Origin of the sequence: Bacillus sp. FSL L8-0167 (assembly GCF_038630295.1) — a bacterium.
Taxonomy (GTDB): Bacteria; Bacillota; Bacilli; order Bacillales; family Bacillaceae; genus Bacillus; species Bacillus safensis.
Window position 1 is genome coordinate 727,730 of record NZ_CP152027.1, and the last position, 19,044, is coordinate 746,773.

18 protein-coding genes are annotated in these 19,044 nt (G+C 44.3%); 12 read left to right on the top strand and 6 right to left on the bottom strand.

Features of this window, described 5'->3' with window-relative positions:
• Positions 1-91: 91 nt before the first annotated feature.
• From ribD to MHB66_RS03635, 7 genes are all read left to right on the top strand, one after another.
• Positions 92-1,174: a bifunctional diaminohydroxyphosphoribosylaminopyrimidine deaminase/5-amino-6-(5-phosphoribosylamino)uracil reductase RibD gene (gene ribD, locus MHB66_RS03605; protein ID WP_024426637.1), complete on the top strand. Its 1,083-nt coding sequence runs from the start codon at positions 92-94 to the stop codon at positions 1,172-1,174.
• Positions 1,175-1,286: 112 nt separating this feature from the next.
• Entirely contained in the window at positions 1,287-4,301 is a 3,015-nt protein-coding gene (locus tag MHB66_RS03610; RefSeq protein ID WP_251180360.1) for an exosporium glycoprotein BclB-related protein, read from the top strand.
• Between the two features lie 140 nt (positions 4,302-4,441).
• Positions 4,442-6,037 (top strand): sensor histidine kinase, encoded by a 1,596-nt coding sequence (locus tag MHB66_RS03615; protein ID WP_041116157.1) that lies wholly within the window; start codon positions 4,442-4,444, stop codon positions 6,035-6,037.
• Between the two features lie 3 nt (positions 6,038-6,040).
• On the top strand, positions 6,041-6,736 hold the full coding sequence (locus MHB66_RS03620; protein ID WP_046314340.1) for a response regulator: 696 nt from the start codon (positions 6,041-6,043) through the stop codon (positions 6,734-6,736).
• Positions 6,737-6,739: 3 nt separating this feature from the next.
• Entirely contained in the window at positions 6,740-7,717 is a 978-nt protein-coding gene (locus MHB66_RS03625; protein WP_046314227.1) for a tripartite tricarboxylate transporter substrate-binding protein, read from the top strand.
• 346 nt (positions 7,718-8,063) lie between these two features.
• On the top strand, positions 8,064-9,362 hold the full coding sequence (locus MHB66_RS03630) for a citrate:proton symporter (RefSeq protein ID WP_046314229.1): 1,299 nt from the start codon (positions 8,064-8,066) through the stop codon (positions 9,360-9,362).
• Positions 9,363-9,539: 177 nt separating this feature from the next.
• Positions 9,540-11,171: a M14 family metallocarboxypeptidase gene (locus MHB66_RS03635; RefSeq protein WP_046314232.1), complete on the top strand. Its 1,632-nt coding sequence runs from the start codon at positions 9,540-9,542 to the stop codon at positions 11,169-11,171.
• A 61-nt stretch (positions 11,172-11,232) separates the two neighbouring features.
• Here the strand turns inward: MHB66_RS03635 and MHB66_RS03640 are convergent, their stop codons facing one another.
• A complete protein-coding gene (locus tag MHB66_RS03640; RefSeq protein ID WP_008341777.1) occupies positions 11,233-11,718 on the bottom strand; it encodes a phenolic acid decarboxylase in 486 nt (161 codons plus the stop codon).
• Positions 11,719-11,830: 112 nt separating this feature from the next.
• Here MHB66_RS03640 and MHB66_RS03645 point away from each other — a divergent pair, with 112 nt between their 5' ends.
• Positions 11,831-12,388, top strand: coding sequence for a PadR family transcriptional regulator (locus tag MHB66_RS03645; protein ID WP_041116163.1), 558 nt, complete (start codon positions 11,831-11,833; stop codon positions 12,386-12,388).
• Positions 12,389-12,492: 104 nt separating this feature from the next.
• A complete protein-coding gene (locus MHB66_RS03650) occupies positions 12,493-13,599 on the top strand; it encodes a nitric oxide synthase oxygenase (protein ID WP_046314234.1) in 1,107 nt (368 codons plus the stop codon).
• A 19-nt stretch (positions 13,600-13,618) separates the two neighbouring features.
• Here MHB66_RS03650 and MHB66_RS03655 read toward each other — a convergent pair whose 3' ends face one another.
• Positions 13,619-13,888 (bottom strand): acylphosphatase, encoded by a 270-nt coding sequence (locus MHB66_RS03655; RefSeq protein ID WP_034283670.1) that lies wholly within the window; start codon positions 13,886-13,888, stop codon positions 13,619-13,621.
• A gap of 122 nt (positions 13,889-14,010) precedes the next feature.
• On the opposite strand from MHB66_RS03655, the gene MHB66_RS03660 reads away from it, so the two are divergent.
• A complete protein-coding gene (locus tag MHB66_RS03660) occupies positions 14,011-14,661 on the top strand; it encodes an MOSC domain-containing protein (protein WP_046314236.1) in 651 nt (216 codons plus the stop codon).
• Between the two features lie 42 nt (positions 14,662-14,703).
• Here the strand turns inward: MHB66_RS03660 and MHB66_RS03665 are convergent, their stop codons facing one another.
• From MHB66_RS03665 to map, 3 genes are all read right to left on the bottom strand, one after another.
• Entirely contained in the window at positions 14,704-14,841 is a 138-nt protein-coding gene (locus tag MHB66_RS03665) for a YflJ family protein (protein ID WP_064497716.1), read from the bottom strand.
• A gap of 133 nt (positions 14,842-14,974) precedes the next feature.
• Complete coding sequence (locus MHB66_RS03670) at positions 14,975-15,136, bottom strand: hypothetical protein (protein ID WP_087976421.1); 162 nt, start codon at positions 15,134-15,136, stop codon at positions 14,975-14,977.
• Positions 15,137-15,260: 124 nt separating this feature from the next.
• Positions 15,261-16,010, bottom strand: coding sequence for a type I methionyl aminopeptidase (gene map, locus MHB66_RS03675; RefSeq protein WP_024424611.1), 750 nt, complete (start codon positions 16,008-16,010; stop codon positions 15,261-15,263).
• Positions 16,011-16,198: 188 nt separating this feature from the next.
• Here map and nagE point away from each other — a divergent pair, with 188 nt between their 5' ends.
• The gene (gene nagE / locus MHB66_RS03680) at positions 16,199-17,566 is read left to right on the top strand and encodes an N-acetylglucosamine-specific PTS transporter subunit IIBC (RefSeq protein ID WP_034283672.1); all 1,368 of its coding nucleotides are present in this window, start codon (positions 16,199-16,201) and stop codon (positions 17,564-17,566) included.
• Between the two features lie 18 nt (positions 17,567-17,584).
• Here nagE and MHB66_RS03685 read toward each other — a convergent pair whose 3' ends face one another.
• Complete coding sequence (locus tag MHB66_RS03685) at positions 17,585-18,343, bottom strand: DUF817 domain-containing protein (RefSeq protein WP_046314238.1); 759 nt, start codon at positions 18,341-18,343, stop codon at positions 17,585-17,587.
• A gap of 195 nt (positions 18,344-18,538) precedes the next feature.
• On the opposite strand from MHB66_RS03685, the gene MHB66_RS03690 reads away from it, so the two are divergent.
• Entirely contained in the window at positions 18,539-19,042 is a 504-nt protein-coding gene (locus MHB66_RS03690) for a DoxX family protein (RefSeq protein ID WP_034283676.1), read from the top strand.
• Positions 19,043-19,044 lie beyond the last annotated feature (2 nt).

Below are 19,044 nucleotides of genomic sequence, written 5' to 3' on the forward strand. Positions count from 1 at the left end.
AAACGGATGGAAAAAATATAGCACATGAGAATAGAACTCCTTCATTCCCTGAAGGAGTTCTTTCCCTTGAAAGAGAGGAAAGGAGACTTACATGAAAGACGATGTTTTTTATATGAAGCTAGCGATTGCCAACGCAAAGGCCATGAAAGGACAAACCTCGCCAAATCCGCTTGTCGGGGCAGTGGTAGTCAAAAAAGGTGAGATCGTTGGAATTGGTGCTCACATGAAGGCGGGCGAGCCGCATGCTGAAATTCATGCGCTGCAAATGGCAGGAGAAAAGGCGAAGGGGGCTCATCTATATGTGACGCTCGAACCTTGTTCGCATCATGGAAAAACAGGTCCTTGCTCAGAAGCCATTATAAAGAGCGGGGTGAAACGTGTGGTCATTGCCACTGGGGACCCAAATCCACTTGTAGCAGGTAAAGGGGTCACGATGTTGAAACAAGCAGGGATAGAAGTAGAAGAAGGGATATGTAAGCGGGAAGCGGACAGCTTAAATCTTCCTTTTTTTCATTCGATACAATCAGACCTTCCGTATGTCATATTAAAAACAGCCATTTCATTAGATGGGAAAATTGCAACAGCTCATCAAGAAAGCAAATGGATTACAGGGACAGAAGCGAGGAATGAAGTGCAGCAATTACGTCAAGAAGCAGATGCTGTGATAACAGGCGTCGAAACCATTATTCAAGATGATGCAGGTCTTATTGTAAAAGATTCATTCGTGACACAGCCCATTCGTGTCATTTTAGATTCCACCTTAAGGATTCCGCTTCATGCGAAATGTTTAAATGATCATATGGCAGAAACCATCATTTGTACCTCAAACAAGTATGATCAAAAAAAATACCATCAACTGGTGCAAAAAGGACATCAAGTATTTGTCACAAGCGGAGAAAATCGGACAGATCTTCATGCGGTGTTACGTATGCTGAAAAGGCGCTCTGTGATGTCGGTGCTTGTAGAGGCGGGAGGGAGTGTGAGCGCATCCTTTTTAGAAGCGTCACTTGTGAACGAAGTCATTATTTATATGGCACCATTATTAATTGGAGGGAAAGATGCACCTACTTTCTTTGAAGGAGAAGGTACGAAATCATTAAAAGAAGCCATCCGGCCGGTAGATATGGATTATAGTATGGTAGGAAAAGATTTAAAAATGACGATGAGACTTTAATGAAAGAAGGACCTTGTGCATAAAGTGCAAGGTCTTTTGATTATTTTAAAAAAATAAAAGTGTACATACACCTTTCCCAGTCATGATGAATACGATGGATGGGGGTGATTCCATGAAAAGATGTAGGCAATGTGGTAAGACATATCCAACTCATTCGACAGACCACTACCAAAAAGGAAGCTGGTATGATGCGTATAAGGATGATGGCTGGGAATGTGATAGTTGTAAAAAAGGGATATCAGAAAAGCCTAGGAAACCAGTAAAAAATCCTTGCTGCGGAAAAGATCCTTGTGTTTGTGTGATTCAAGGTCCGCCAGGCGGGAGAGGAAAAAGAGGCCCAGCAGGTCCAGCGGGTGCAGTGGGTCCAGCGGGTCCGGCAGGCCCAGCAGGTCCAGCAGGTCCAATCGGTCCAACAGGCGTAGGTTTAACAGGCATCTTGGCATTTGATCCAGCAGTAGCACCAACCTACCCAGTAGGGCAAGTGGTGACATACGATGGCAGTACGTACGTCGTCAATTCAGTACCTCCATTAGGTACACCGGATACGTCGGCAGATTATACATTATTAGCTGCAGCGGGGGAAACAGGTACAGGGCCAACAGGTGTCACAGGAGATCCAGGTCCAACTGGAGCCACAGGCGCCACCGGCGTGGGTTTAACGGGAGTCGTACCGTATGATGCTGCAGCAGCGCCAGGATACCCATTGGGGCAAGTGGTGACATATGAAGGTGGAACATATCTTGTGAACACAGCATCACCAACAGGTACACCAGATACATCACCAGATTATACGTTATTAGCAGCCGCAGGCGCGACTGGCGTTACAGGCGCTACCGGTACGGGTGCAACTGGAGCAACGGGGGAAATTGGTCCAACCGGAGTTACTGGCGTCACGGGAGCAACGGGGGAAATTGGTCCAACCGGAGCCACCGGCGTCACGGGAGCAACAGGAGAAATTGGCCCAACTGGAGCCACCGGTGTCACGGGAGCAACAGGAGAAATTGGTCCAACCGGAGCCACCGGCGTCACGGGAGCGACGGGAGAAATTGGCCCAACCGGAGTCACTGGCGTTACGGGAGCAACTGGGGTAACTGGTGATACGGGCGCAACAGGTGCAACAGGGATCACAGGAGCGACGGGAATCGGCTTAGCCGGCGTCACAGCGTTTGATCCAGCGGCAGCCCCAACGTATCCAGTAGGTCAAGTGGTCACGTATGAAGGTGGAACCTATGTCGTGAACACAGCACCACCAACAGGAACACCAGATACATCACCAGATTATACGTTATTAGCAGCCGCAGGCGCGACTGGCGTTACAGGTGCAACCGGTACAGGAGCGACGGGAGCAACAGGCGTTACAGGAGCAACGGGGGAAATTGGTCCAACCGGAGTTACTGGCGTCACGGGAGCAACGGGGGAAATTGGTCCAACCGGAGCCACCGGCGTCACGGGAGCGACGGGAGAAATTGGCCCAACCGGAGCCACCGGTGTCACAGGTGCAACTGGGGTAACTGGTGATACGGGCGCAACAGGTGCAACCGGGATCACAGGAGCGACGGGAGTAGGCTTAGCCGGCGTCACAGCGTTTGATCCAGCGGCAGCACCGACATATCCAGTAGGTCAAGTGGTCACGTATGAAGGTGGAACCTATATCGTGAATACGGCACCGCCAACAGGCACACCAGATACGTCACCAGATTATACGTTATTAGCAGCCGCAGGCGCGACTGGCGTTACAGGTGCAACCGGTACAGGAGCGACGGGAGCAACAGGAGAAATTGGCCCAACCGGAGTCACTGGCGTCACGGGAGCAACGGGGGAAATTGGTCCAACCGGAGTTACTGGCGTTACAGGAGCAACGGGGGAAATTGGTCCAACCGGAGCCACCGGTGTCACAGGTGCAACTGGGGTAACTGGTGATACGGGCGCAACAGGTGCAACCGGGATCACAGGAGCAACGGGAGTCGGCTTAGCCGGCGTCACGGCGTTTGATCCAGCGGCAGCCCCAACGTATCCAGTAGGTCAAGTGGTCACGTATGAAGGTGGAACCTATATCGTGAACACAGCACCGCCAACAGGCACACCAGATACGTCACCAGATTATACGTTATTAGCTGCCGCAGGCGCGACTGGCGTTACAGGTGCAACCGGTACAGGAGCGACGGGAGCTACAGGAGTGACTGGAGCGACCGGTGCAACTGGAATAACCGGAGCTACGGGAGAAACAGGGGTTACCGGAGCAACCGGTGCAACTGGATTAACCGGAGCGACGGGAGAAACAGGGGTTACCGGAGTAACCGGTGCAACTGGAATAACCGGAGCGACGGGAGAAACAGGGGTTACCGGGGTTACCGGAGCAACCGGTGCAACTGGAATAACCGGAGCCACGGGAGAAACAGGGGTTACCGGAGCTACGGGAGCAACAGGAGTTACCGGAGCCACCGGAGTCACAGGAGCCACAGGTCTAACCGGCGCAACCGGAGCAACAGGAGTGACCGGTGTAACGGGTATTACAGGTTTAACTGGAGCAACGGGTGTAACCGGTGCAACAGGAGCCACCGGAGTCACAGGTACAGGAGCCACAGGAGCCACCGGTCCAACAGGAGTGACAGGATCGAGTGCGATCATTCCGTTTGCATCAGGTACACCTGCTGTCCTGACAACAATTGCAGGCGGTCTTGTTGGAACATCCAGCTTGATCGGATTTGGTAACTCAGCGACAGGTGTCAGTATTTTTGGCGGAGTAATTGATTTAACAGGCGCTGCAGGCACTTTACTCAACATGGCGTTCTCAGTTCCGAGAGCTGGGACGATCACGTCATTTGCAGGCTATTTCAGCACAACAGCAGCTCTTTCTTTAGTCGGCACGAGTATTACCGTAACGGCTAGTCTATTCGCTTCACCGACACCAAATAACAGTTTCACTCAAGTAGCGAGTGTCACATTAGCACCAGCTTTAACCGGTGTTTTAACGCTGGGTGTGATTGCAAACGGTATTGCGACTGGTCTAAATGTACCAGTCACACCGGAAACACGATTGCTTGTTGTATTCTCCGCATCAGCTACAGGTCTATCCTTAGTGAATACCGTAGCAGGCTATGCGAGTGCTGGTTTATCGATCACGTAATAGGCATACAGGGACGACTCGATTTTGAGTCGTCTTTTTTGTTTGAAAGAATTTTCTCTTAACTTAGTAAGAAAAAATGATATCATTTTCTTAGAGTCTATTCGGGTGAATCTACTGAATTAGGGGTTGTAGCGGTGAGGATGGGCAAAAGGAAAGTCACTTTACAAACGAAAATTTTGGGGTTAATTATCGGGCTTTTGCTTGTTGTCATTGCATTATTAACCATTTGTTTTGGTTTTCTGCAGACATCAGAAAGGCAGGGACAAGCTGAACAGCTGGCGGTGCAGACCGCTAGAACAATATCATATATGCCGCCCATTAAAGCATCGGTGGCTCTATCAGCGTCCCAAAATGAAGAACAGGCAGTGCTTGAGCAAATGAAGGAGCAAGTAAGAGCACATGCCATCTTCATTACCAATCGAAAAGCAAAGGTCCTTGTTCATACGAATCATGAGGACGTAGGAAAGACCATCAGTGTATCGGAAGGAAGAAGTACTCTCTTATTTGGAGGAACTTCCATATCAACTGATGATTCTAATGGTGAAACCGTTGTCAGAGGCAGTGCACCCATTATGAAAGAAACAGAAGGGCATGAAGAAATTATCGGCACAGTCACCGTCGAATTTTTAAAAAAGGAAATCGATCAAGCGACAGCTCATCAGCTATTGAAGCTTAGCTATATTGCCCTTCTTGTGCTCTTGCCAGGCATATTCGGTGCGATTTTTTTAACGAAGAGTATTCGCAAAGATACATTAGGGCTTGAGCCGCATGAAATAGCTTCGTTGTATCGAGAAAGAGAAGCGATGCTGCTCGCTATAAAAGAAGGGATCATTGCGTTTGACCAGAAAGGCGCGATTACGATGATGAATACATCAGCTGAGCACATGCTGCGCGTCTCATCAGAGCTGCCCCTTCATATTGATCAAGTCTTGCCAAATGCCAAACTTCTTCTCTATTTAAAGTCAGAGACGATTGAACCTAACATCGAAACCGTCGTCAATGATAAAACCTATGTCTTAAATGTGAAAAAAGTAATGCAGGAGAATCGAGTATTCGGAGGGATTGTGAGCTTCAGGGAGAAAACAGAGCTGACGAAGCTGCTGGATACATTAACAGAGGTCAGCCAATATTCGGAAGACCTGAGGGCACAAACGCACGAATTCTCAAATAAGCTGTACGCCATCTTAGGCCTGCTTGAGCTGAAGCAAGTCGATGAAGCCATCGACTTAATTAAAGAAGAATATCATCTGCAAAACCGTCAGCACGATTTACTCATGAAGCAGATTCGTTCTCCTAAAATACAAGCCATCTTACTTGGCAAGTTAGGGAAAGCATCTGAGAAAAAAGTCCATTTCCACATTGATGAAAATAGCTCACTAGAGCCGCTCCCAGCTCATTTAAGCCTATCTCACTTTATCACCATCATTGGCAATCTCGTAGATAATGCTTTTGAAGCTGTATTAAATAAGGAGAAGCGCAAGGTAGACCTGTTCATCACAGATATTGGGTTTGATATTATCATAGAAGTGTCAGATTCAGGTGATGGAGTGAATGAAGAGGAGCTCTCACAGATTTTCACAAGAGGCCATTCGTCAAAGGGAGAAGGACGAGGCTATGGGCTTGCAAATGTGAAAGAAGTGTTGGACGAGCTTGGGGGCTGGATTGAAGTTGCGAACCAAAAAGAAGGCGGTGCCATCTTCACTGTATACATACCGAAAGGCACAAAGGGGGAATAGATGGTGATTAAGGTACTCATTGCGGAGGATGATTTTCGAATCGCTGCCATTCATGAATCTTATATACAAAAGATAGAAGGATTTAAGGTCGCTGGAAAGGCAAAGAGTGCAAAGGATATGTGGGAGGCGCTCCAGAGGGAACAAGTGGATCTCATCTTGCTTGATGTCTATATGCCTGATGAGCTCGGCACAAACCTGCTGCCGCTTTTAAGAGAACGCTATCCTGAAGTAGATGTGATCATTATCACGGCTGCAACGGAAACGACGCTTTTAAGAGATGCGCTTCATTACGGAGTGGTTCATTATTTAATCAAACCGGTGACCGCACAAAAGTTTGCACAAGTTTTAACCGAATATAAAGAGAAGAAAGACATCATCAATTCAAAAGATGAAGTCAATCAAACGATGATCGATCTGTTTTTTGGGCAGATGCAGGAAGAGCCAAAACAAAGGGATGACAGAGATCTTCCTACAGGCATCAATTCACTGACCTTGGACAAAGTGAAAACATTGATGGCATCCGAGATTAGCGGAATTACAGCAGAAGAACTCGGGGAAAAGATGGGCGCATCACGTACAACGGCGAGACGGTACGTAGAGTATCTCGTGACAACAGGGGAATGCCGGGCAGAGCTTGCATACGGAATCATTGGCAGACCTGAACGTAAATATTATCCTGCCAAACAAGCGGAGTCATAAAAGATGAAAAAAGGAATACTTTTTGTGATCGTGCTCTGCCTTTGTATGACGCTCACCTTTAATGAAAAAAAGGCCGGTGATTCTTTCCTGCAGCAAAGCTCCTTATATATTGTGGTGTCGGGTGTACCAGAGGGGGGATTTGACCAAACGGCTCAGGTGATGAAATCAGTGCTTGAACAAGAGAAGCTGGTGAACCGGCCTGTGAACATTCTTTATCAAAGAGGCGGAACGGTGGATAAAGGATGGACATACATGATGGAGCGAGAAGCCAACTATATCAGTTTAAATTCAAGCTTATTGTTAAGCCGTAATTTGCTTGGCAGCAGTAACGTGACGATGAATGATGTGACACCGCTGGCAATCCTTGCAGAAGAGTGGCAGGTCGTCGCAGTCCCAGTGGATTCTCCTTTTTCAAATGGGAAGGAGCTGTTACACGCACTTAAGAAAAAACCAGATTCCTTAAAAATTGGGTTTGCCCCTGATTTTGGAAATGATGATCAAATCTCATTCGCCCGGGCAGCAGAAATGGCAGGAATTGATCCATATCGCATTCAATTTTTGAAATTTGACAGTGCAGATGATTTATTTCAGGCGCTCATCGACCATGAGGTGGATGCAGCAACGACTACCATTACAGAGGTTCGTCATGATTATGAAAAAAAGAGGCTGAAGCTCGTAGCGACGACAACCAGCCAGCGCTTAGATGGATTTGAAGATGTGCCGACATGGAAAGAGCAGGGCATTCCGCTCATCTTTTCCCATTGGCGCGGTGTGATGGGCCCAAAACAAATGAGTCAGCATGAGGTTCGTGAATGGGATCAGCTTCTTCAAAAAATGACGAAAACGAAGTCCTGGAAAAAGCGATTAAAGCAAAAGGGCTGGACAAGTCGTTATATGAACAGCAAAGAGGCAAAGGTCTTTATGGAAGATCAATTAAGGCAATATGAGCAATTGATACAAGGAGAACAAGCGGTCGAGTGAGACCGCTTCCAGATGTAGACAAACCCTTGCATTTGGTGTCAGTTCTGTGTGCTGGTGCTCACGAATCTCATATTCGCTCCGCTCCAGTACTCATCCTTCCTAGACTGCAAAGGTTTTCTATCACACTGAAAAGAAGACAAAGGGCTTAAATAAACCCTTTGTTTTTTTCATGGAATTAAAAAGCCCAATGTTTGAACAAAATGAACAAAAAGCATTTATCGACCGAAAAAGAATTAAAATTCATAATATTTACTTCAATTCTCACCTCAGATATGATGACAAAAAGGGTTGGAAATGGGATACCAACACATTAATGAAAGCGTATACAACATAAGGGGTGAACAATATGTTAGCAATCTTAGGATTTCTTATGATGATTGTATTTATGGTTTTGATTATGACGAAACGTATGTCTGTTTTAACGGCATTGGTGTTAACACCAATTGCATTTGCTCTTATTGCAGGTTTTCATTTTACTGAAATTTCAGACATGATTGTCAAAGGCGTGCAGCAAGTCGCACCAACAGCGGTCATGATCATGTTTGCGATTTTGTACTTTGGCATTATGATTGATGCGGGTTTATTTGACCCAATGGTGGCGAAAATTTTAAAAATCGTTAAAGGCGATCCATTAAAAATCGTTGTCGGAACAGCTGTCTTGACGATGCTTGTTGCACTTGATGGTGATGGAACGACAACGTATATGATTACAACAACAGCGATGCTTCCACTATTTACGCTGCTTGGCATCCGTCCAATTATTTTAGCGGGTATTGCCGGGGTTGGCATGGGAATTATGAATACAATTCCATGGGGAGGAGCTACACCTAGAGCGGCGAGTGCACTTGGCGTTGATCCTTCACTTTTATTTGGACCAATGATTCCAGTCATTGGTGCAGGGGTTCTCAGTATGATTATTGTTGCTTATTTTCTTGGAAAAGCCGAAAGAAAACGCCTTGGTGTGATTGAACTTGACCAGCCGATTCATGCAAATGAAATGGCAGCGGCACTGCAAGATGACATCAAACGGCCGAAGCTTTGGTGGTTTAACCTGGCGCTGACTTTGTTATTGGTGCTGCTGCTTGTATCAGGTAAAGTCAGCTTAACTGTTCTATTTGTTCTTGCTTTCTGTGTGGCGATTATCGTGAACTATCCGAACTTGGACCAGCAGCGTGAGCGAATTGCGGCTCACTCAACAAACGTTTTAGCCATTGCTTCGATGATTTTTGCGGCAGGTGTTTTTACAGGTATTCTAACTGGAACGAAAATGGTCGATGAAATGGCGATTTCGATTGTATCTGCAATTCCAGAGCAGCTGGGCGGCTTTATTCCAGTCATTGTCGCATTAACAAGCGGGCTCTTTACTTTCTTTATGCCGAATGATGCATACTTTTACGGCGTACTGCCGATCCTATCAGAAACAGCGGCAGCATATGGTGTCGATAAAATTGAGATTGCCAGAGCTTCTATTATTGGTCAGCCGATTCATATGTTAAGTCCACTTGTTCCATCGACTCATTTACTTGTTGGACTTGTTGGGGTATCACTGGATCAGCATCAGAAATTTGGGATGAAATGGGCTGTGCTGGCAGTCGTCGCTATGACCGTCATGGCGGTTCTCATTGGGGCCATTTCCATCTGGTAAATAAAAAAGTGTCTGCTGCGGGCAGGCACTTTTTTTAGGTCATATTGCCGACCAGGCTCCATTCATTTGCCCTAGACAAAGACAAGCCTGTTCCTCCAAAAGATTTATTTTTGAAAAATACTGACACTTTTGCTGTTTTTTTCTTTATAATGCAAATCAACGAAGGGAGAGGATAGCATGTCCAAACGAAAAGGCACGATTCTTTTTGCTGCTGCATGCCTCTTAGCAGGCAGTTTGTCGATGGTGAGCCCAGCTTCAGCTCATGCCGAAACCCCTTATTATGGAAAGAGTTATGAACAGCCGGCTTCAGTGAAAAAGCTATACCCTGAGCCTGACGAGACGTTTGATACCCCTGCCTTTCAGAAAAAAGGAGAAGCATTTACGACCCAAGAAGAGCTACAAGCTTTCTTACGAGACATTGTCCGCAAAAGTCCTTACGCCACGCAGAGACAGATTGGAACATCCATTGAAGGCAGATCCATTCCGGCTCTGTACTTTACAAAGGATCGCTCCATCACGCCACTTTCAAAAAAGCCAACCATCTGGCTCCAAGCACAAATACACGGAAATGAACCAGCCTCCGGTGAATCTGCTCTCGTCATTGCAAAACGATTAGCAGGTGAAGAAGGAGAGCGTATACTCAATCATGTCAATATCATCATTTTCCCAAGAATCAATCCTGATGGTTCTTATGCGTTTGACCGCAGACTGGCAAACGGATTAGACGGAAACCGTGATCATATGACATTAGAATCTCCAGAACTGACAGCCCTGCATCAAGAATTTAATCGGTATGCGCCAGAAGTGGTCATTGATGCCCATGAATACGATGTGGGTCAAAAGCAGTTTGAAAATATCGGTTCATCAGGCGCTCTCAAATATCATGATTTGCTTATTCTTTCAGGGAAGAATCTAAATATTCCAGAAAGCATCCGGCTGACATCAAATGAGTTGTATGTAAACGGAGTTCGTGAAACGCTGACAAATAAAGGGTTTTCTAACGATTTGTATTATACAAACACAAGAGGAAAGGATGGAAAGATCGACATCTATGAAGGTGGAACGGATGCGCGAATTGGCCGTAATGCCCTTGCACTTTCGCCAGCCCTGTCATTTCTTGTAGAAAGCAGAGGGATTGGGATTGGAAGAGAGGATTTTGCCCGCCGCGTCGCTGCCCAAGTAGCCACCCATGAAAAAATCATTGAAACTACAGTGAAACATGCCAAACAGGTGAAGCAGCAAATGGTGACGGAGCGGCTGAAGCTGGTCAAAAAAGGACTGCTGCCAAATGATGATGATCAGGTAGTCATTCAAGACGATTTCAAAGCATCTGTCAATGACTCGCTGGAAATGGTTGATATTGAGAAGGGACAAACGACTCAAGTTCCTGTACGCTTTCACAGTGCGAGCGATGCTGTTCCCGTCTTAACAAGAGAACGGCCGACAGCTTATCTCATTCTTCCGGGGCATGAAGGAGTAGAAAGGAAACTCAGAACATTAGGATTAAAAAGTGTCACATTGCCGGCTGGCATGAAAGTGCCGGTACAAGCCTATCAAGTGACAAAGCGAGAGGAAAAGAGCAAAACAGATATTCAGCTTGAAACAAAACTCGTTGACAAGAAACGCCAGCTGCCAAAAGGAACAAAGGTATATGTCACGGCACAGCCGCAAACCAATTTGCTCTCACTTGCCCTTGAACCAGAATCAAAGGACAGCTATATGTCATCAGGGTTTATTGCTTCAAAAGCAGGTGATGAACTGCCAGTCTACCGTTTCATGCTTCCAAAAAAGACGTTAGGCATTCAATAAAAAGGACTAAAATGATAGCCTTTTATCAAATGTAAAAGCGGCACTAGGCGTGCCGCTTTTTTTATTTTCGTCCAGCTCTTATTTCATCTGTCATGCCTTCATATGGTGCTTCTGCGATAATGGTTTCGTCATTCACACCTGCATGATGGATATACGTAATGTCCGCAAATTCTGGGACAACATATTTCGGATAGGTTTCGTATTTTTCACGAGATTCTTTCATGAGATCGATGTAGTCATTTTGATAGCAGACGGTGATGTCTGGACGTTCATGCACCCATTTTGGGAAGAAGATGACGCCATGCATGCGTTTTTCTTCAGGCATAAAGTTCAGAGAGACGTCTGTACCAGTTGGTTCTGTCCAAGAGACTTTGTATACGCCTTTTGTCAGCTTCACAATATTTACTTCTTGATCACGGACCCAGCGACCTCCAACCATTCCGCTATGAATGCGGTAATCAATGGTGTGATCGTTTTTAATGTAAATCTCATATTCCCAGCCATTTTCATACGTATAAATCATATGAAGTCCAACGAATTGATCCATGTTTATTCCTTCTTTCATTAGAATGATGTTTTTTCAAACATGTTGTGATTTACATATTTATTTTAAAGTCTATGGTATACTATTGTCAAAGAATAAGCGTTGGAGGCACATCATGAGAGTACTAAAATATGCCATTCTTGGCTTGCTGGATCAGCATGAGCTGACGGGATACGATATCACGAAACATTTTAAGGATTCCCTTGGACAGTTTTGGAGTGCGAAACACAGTCAGATTTACCCTGAGCTGAAGCGTCTTACAGAGGAAGGATTTATTGAATTTGATATTCACATACAAGGAAAAAAGCTGGAGAAGAAGGTCTATCAAATCACAGCGGCAGGAAAAGAGGAATTGCGTCAGTGGTTAAAAACAAAAGATCCGATTCCGGAAACAACAAAGGATGAATTCATGCTCAAAACCTTTTTCATCTCCTCCATGGACAAAAAAGAAGCGGCTGACCTGTTTGCCTATCAACTGTTAGAGCGCACCAAGAAAGTAGATGTGCTGGAACAGAAGCTGCACGCTTTGACAGAGGAAGACCCTTCTGCTGAATCGCTGCATTCAGCTCAATTTGGGCATTACTTAGTGCTGACAAGGGCAATTGAAAGAGAAAAAGGCTATGTCTGCTGGCTCCAAAAGACCCTTAAACGTATTGATTCATCTATGGTCTAAGGACAATGGTCGGATGATATGATAAAAAATGGTTTGAAACGAGTGAATTTATCAATAGAAACCGCTACAATGGATATATTCGTATTAAAGTGAGGCGAGTATGTTTGAGTAATCAAGAAGCGTTGTGGAATGAAGCAGAAGCTTTTATTTCTGTATGCTATGAAGAATTAAACAAGTCAAATGAAGAGAAAGCAGCACGTCTGCATGAAATAAAAAAAGAAATTGAAACTGAAGGAATTTATACGCATACACTAGAGGAATTAGCTCACGGGGCGAAAATGGCATGGCGCAACAGTAACCGCTGCATTGGCCGTTTGTTTTGGTCGACCCTGCAAGTGCATGACTGCCGGCATGTAAAGACAGAGGATGAGGTGAAGGAGGCGCTCTTTCATCATATTGAGTATGCGACAAATGGCGGGAAAATCAAACCGTCCATTACGGTCTTTCCCCCAGAGAAGAACAGGCAGAAGGAAGTCGTCATTTATAATCATCAGCTCGTTCGTTATGCAGGCTATGAAACTGAATATGGCATCATCGGCGACGAGGCATCTCTTGAATTAACAAAATTATGTGAAGAACATGGCTGGAAAGGGGAGGGCACACATTTTGATATTCTGCCTCTCATGTTTCAGCTAAAAGATCAGCCGCCTGTTCTGTATGAGCTTCCGAAAGAAATCGTCCAAGAGGTAGAGATCACCCATCCTGAATACGATGAATTCCGTGATTTAGGACTGAAATGGTATGCGGTTCCAATTATTGCTGATATGAAATTAGAAATTGGCGGTATTCATTACAATGCTGCACCGTTTAATGGCTGGTATATGGGCACAGAAATTGGTGCACGCAACCTAGCGGATGAAAACCGCTACAATATGCTGAAAAAAGTCGCTTCTCTTTTAGGACTGGACACAACCAAGAATTCGTCCCTTTGGAAGGATAAAGCCATTGTCGAATTGAACGAGGCGGTTCTCCATTCTTATCGCGAAGCAGGGGTGACCATTGTTGATCATCACACAGCAGCACATCAATTCAAGCAGTTTGAAAAGCAGGAAGAAAAGGCTGACCGCAAGCTGACTGGGGACTGGACATGGCTGATTCCCCCAGTATCACCAGCTGCTACCCACATATTCCACAAGAATTACGACAATACCATTGTGAAACCAAAATATTTTTATCAGGACAAGCCCTATCACAGGACAGAAAAAGCCTAGCGAGAGCTAGGTTTTTTTATTATCTTATTCGAAAATCCTGATAATGAGCAAGCTCAGTGAGCGGCTCCATTTGCATGTCGGTGACTTTTGAAAAAGGACTTCCTTTCCGGACAGTCTCTAAGAAATCAATCACTTTCTGCTGCTCACCCTCTACCTTTAACTCGACATGACCTTCATCTGTGTTGCGTACCCAGCCTTTCATTCCACGATTGACAGCTTCTCCCTGAACAAAATAACGAAAGCCGACTCCTTGCACACGTCCTTTTACAATGGCGTGATAATGAATCATGATCATCACTCCTTTTTTCACATCGTACCATAGCCTGCATCTGATCTTCACGCCTCGACTATGATTTGATTGTCAAACGATGTAAAATAAAAGCCAGTAGACAACCAAAGGAGATGGCCATCGTGGGACAAAAGAGATACGACATAGAAGGAATCCAAGTAGGACAGCCTATCATTACCTATGCGAATGGAAAAGAAATCAAAACAGCCATCAACAAAAGGCGCATTCATGAGCCTGTGTATTTAAGTCAGGTCAATTTTGAAGGAGATGGTCAGGGGGATTTGGTTCATCATGGGGGTTATGATAAAGCCGTCTGCGTCTTTCCGTATGATCATTATGCTCACTTTGAACAATTTTTAGGGGGTCCATTACAGGAAGCTGCCTTTGGCGAGAATGTAACAGTACGCCAGCTAGTCGAAACGAATGTGCATATTGGCGATGTGTTTCAGCTTGGAGATGCATTTGTTGAGGTGAGCCAGCCAAGACAGCCTTGTGTGAAATTGTCTCTTAAGCATGGCAACATGAAGCTTGTAAAGGAAGTGCAAAAAACAGGATATACAGGCTTTTATTTACGTGTATTGAAAGAAGGCATGGTGCCGCCTGATGCATCGCCAGTACTAGTAGAAAAAGCGTCCCATCACATTACGGTCCATGAGGTCAATGAAGTCAAATATCGTCAAACAAGTCCAGAGAGACTGAAAGCCGTTCTTGAAGTAGATGCCTTAGCAGATGTGGTCAGGAAGTCTTTAGAAAAACGAATTCAGCACATTTAAAAAAAGCCGTACATCAGCTTAAGATGTGCGGCTTTTCTAAGCTTATGAGCTGCGTTTCTTTTGCTCAAGAAGATTTGCAAGGAAATATGTTTTTAAGCTTTGAAGCTTTCTTCCTTCATGCTTGGTCACACCAAGCTTCTTTAATTCTTCGACATACCAGCCTTTGCTACCATAATGCATGATAGAAAACTCCTTTCAATTGAAACTGCCTGCATTGTAACATCTCAAAAAAGAGGTGAAAAGCGTGCAGGTGTCAAGAAATGAAAACTGATTCTATCTGCCTATGATCCATGTATATGCTGGAAATATTGATTTATGAATTTGGCGGGTTGAGGGTAACGAGGATCATGCCGACCGTCATAATCATGATGATAACACCAAGATAGGTCATCATGGATTGTTTTTTCTTAATCCCTACAACCGTTAAGATAATACTTTCGATGAAAAAGATAACACCTATGATGATGAACCACATATCAAATAAGACCCCTTTCGCATATCTTTGCCTATTTTACCACAGGCTTTTTTGTTTAGTCGTGACAGATTCGTGAAACGGGCATGAAAAAATCCCCTCCAGTTAAGGAGGGGACCCGCTTGGCTTACAGCTTTGTTAAAATAATCGGTTCGTCTTTAGTAATCACAATCGTATGTTCAATCTGTGCCACTAGACTTTTATCTGGTGTTTTAAATGTCCAGCCATCATCAGCCTGATAAATCGATTCAGCATTTGTTGAAATGAAAGGTTCAAAGGCAATGACTGTGCCATTTTTAAACAAAGCATTATCGAATGGATCATAGTAGTTCAAAATATGGTTGGGAGCTTCATGCAGATTCTTCCCAATGCCGTGTCCTGTCAGGTTTTTAATGACAGTAAATCCTTGTTCTTTCGCTGTATTGTAGACCGCACGGCCAATTTGGTTTTGTCTTTTACCGGCTTTTGCATGCTTTAATCCTTCAAGGAACGCATCCTCCGCACACTTACATAATGCTTCAAGACGAGCATCACCTGTTCCTAAAACGAATGAAATACCTGTATCGGAATAATATCCGTCAAGCTCTGCTGAGATATCAATGTTCACGAGGTCGCCCTCTTGTAAAATGGTTTTTTCACTAGGGATACCGTGTGCAACTTCATCGTTTACGCTGATACAAGTGGTACCAGGAAAGTCATATTCCTTTTCAGGTGCTGAATTGGCACCGTGCTCTTCTAATATTTTTTTCCCAATCAAATCTAATTCTTTTGTAGACATGCCTGGTTTCGCTTGGCTTTTCATTTCTTCTCTTGCCAAAGCGACAATTCGGCCGACTTTTTTTAAGGCTTCTAACTCATGATCATGTTTGACAATCACTGTTCATTCCCGCTTTCTATATCTTCATTCTATTCAATAGCTTACCACATTTTACGCAAAAAGAGTAAAGAGCGGAATTCAAATGGATGTGGACAAATTGGTATAGATAACTAGACGTGCATATGATATATTTTTTATGAACATCATGAATGATTTTGGTCATGATGATGACAAAGGGGGGAAATCAGATGGTGTTTCAGTTTTTTCAAAAGCTAGGAAAATCATTTATGCTTCCAATCGCTGTACTTCCAGCAGCAGGGATTATTTTGGCCATTGGGCGGGAGGATGTATTCAATATCCCGTTTATTCATGCGGCAGGGAATGCAATTTTTGCGAACTTGGCTTTAATTTTTGCAATGGGTGTAGCGATTGGTATTTCAAAGGATGGGAACGGGGCAGCGGCATTATCAGGAGCGATCTCTTATTTTATTTTGTCAGCCGGTACAACGTCGATCAACTCAACCAACAATATGGGGGTATTGGGCGGTATTTTATGCGGGCTTTTGGCAGGTTATGTTTACAATAAATTTAAGGATACGAAACTGCCGGAATACTTAGGTTTCTTTAGCGGAAGGCGGCTTGTGCCTATTATGACGGCACTTTTCACCATTCTATTAGCAGCCGTTTTCGGATATGTATGGCCTCCGATTCAAAGTGTGATCAATGATTTAGGAGAATGGATTTTAAGTCTTGGTGCAACAGGTGCAGGGCTGTTTGGTTTCTTTAACCGATTGCTCATTCCATTAGGACTTCACCATGTCTTGAATAACTTATTTTGGTTTCAATTCGGGGAATTCAGCGGGGCAACAGGGGATTTAGCGCGATTCTTTAAAGGAGATCCAAGCGCGGGTGTCTTTATGACCGGATTCTTCCCAGTGATGATGTTTGGTCTGCCAGCGGCATGTCTAGCCATGGTTGTAACTGCAAAGCCTGAGAAGCGAAAAGCAACAGCTGGTCTGATGATTGGGATGGCACTTACATCATTTATAACAGGGATCACTGAACCAATTGAATTTTCTTTTATGTTTTTATCTCCACTTTTATATGGTGTCCATGCTATTTTGACGGGGCTTTCGCTTTTTATTGTAAACACTCTTGGGATTCATAGCGGATTTGCCTTTTCAGCAGGTGCGATTGATTACGTCTTAAGCTTCGGTATTGCGCAAAAGCCGATCTTGCTTCTTGTAGTAGGAATCATTTATGGCGTCGTGTACTTTGTCGTTTTCTATTTCCTCATTAAACTATTAAAGCTGAAAACACCAGGCAGGGAAGATGATGACATGGAAGATATCGCAGCGGATGATACGGTGACGGCAGGAGGAGCGAGTATGCTCGTAGAGGGACTTGGCGGCAAAGACAATATCACCACGATTGATCATTGTGCCACACGTCTTCGCTTAACAGTAGAGGATACAAATTTATTAAATGAAGGTACATTGAAAAAAGCAGGTGCCAAAGGGGTCCTGACTTCTGGAAAAACAACCGTACAAATCATCATTGGAACGAATGTAGAATTTGTCGCAGATGATCTCCGTAAGGAAGTCGATCGAGATTAAAAAAAACGTTCAGCCAGGTCAAATGGGCTGAACGTTTTTTTGTTTACGCTGTTCGATCACCAGTACAATGCTGATGACAACAAGTAAAAACCACGAACTGATTTTACCAAGATGGACGAGAGACCAAGCATGCTGCTGATTTGGATATTGCCATGCGCCTAAAAAGGTCGTGACATTTTCGGCCACCCAAATAAAAAAGCCAATCAGGAGAAATGAAACAACAAGCGGCATTCGAAAGGAAGATGGACCAACCTGAAACGAAACCGACGTTTTCCGAAACACAACAACAAGCAGACATGTCAGCCACCACCTGACATCATAGAGCCAGTGATGCGTAAAGAAATTGAGATAAATGCACAAACTGATGCCAATTGAAAGAAATGGATGAGGCCAGTCGGCCACTTTTACATGAAGTCGTGAAAGTGCCTGATAAATATAACTTGCCACACTCGCATACATAAAGCCGCTATAAAGTGGAACCCCAAATATTTTTGTATAAGCTTCTTCAGGGTAGGACCAAGAGCCCATATGTACTTTATACACTTCTAAACAGATTCCTATGAGATGAAATAGACAAATGACCTTTAGCTCCGCCCAAGTCTCCAGCCGCAGCGTCAGCATCAGGATCTGAGCTGCGATGCAAAGCAGTAGAATGAAATCATACCGGTGAAGAAAAGGAATAGTCACCGTCTTTGATAGGGCAAGCGCCGCAAAGATCATGACGGGGAATAGACATGAGATGGCTTGTAAATAAGCAAAATGAAATAGTGTTTTCATACAAAATTAAACCCCTTTTTACTGTCTGAAATGACTTAGACGGTTTTAGCAAGGGAAAAGTTTACCTCAACTAGATATTCATGAACAATTTGTGAATATGTATGTGAAAAAGATCACAAATTGGATATAGCATAGTATAATAAGATCATAAAGAAAATGTGAAATATTTCACATAATTTAAAAGGAGGCATCATCATGTTTACAAAATTCTTACAAACGAATGTATGGGCAGCCGTTATCCTTTTGGCAGCAAGACTTTATATCGGATGGACTTGGCTGACATCTGGTATTGGAAAACTAACAGGTGGATTTGATGCATCAGGCTATTTGCAATTTGCAATATCTGAACCTGTCGTCAAAGATGGTCATCTAGTGTATCCGTTCTATGTATGGTTTTTAGAAAATGTCGCTTTGCCAAATGCCGGACTATTCAGTGCCATGGTCATGTGGGGAGAAATCTTAGTAGGCCTAGGATTAATTGTTGGATTGTTTACAACAACGGCAGCCTTTTTTGGAAGCGTGATGAATGTCTCTTTCTTACTAGCTGGAACTGTCTCTGTGAACCCGCTGCTTCTGCTCATAGCCATCATTATCATGGCAGCGAAAGGGAATGCAGGCAAATTTGGACTTGATTATGTCGCAGGTCCAGTCCTCAAAAGAACAATGAAAAGAAAGCCGCAGTTAGAAGTGGCATCATAATA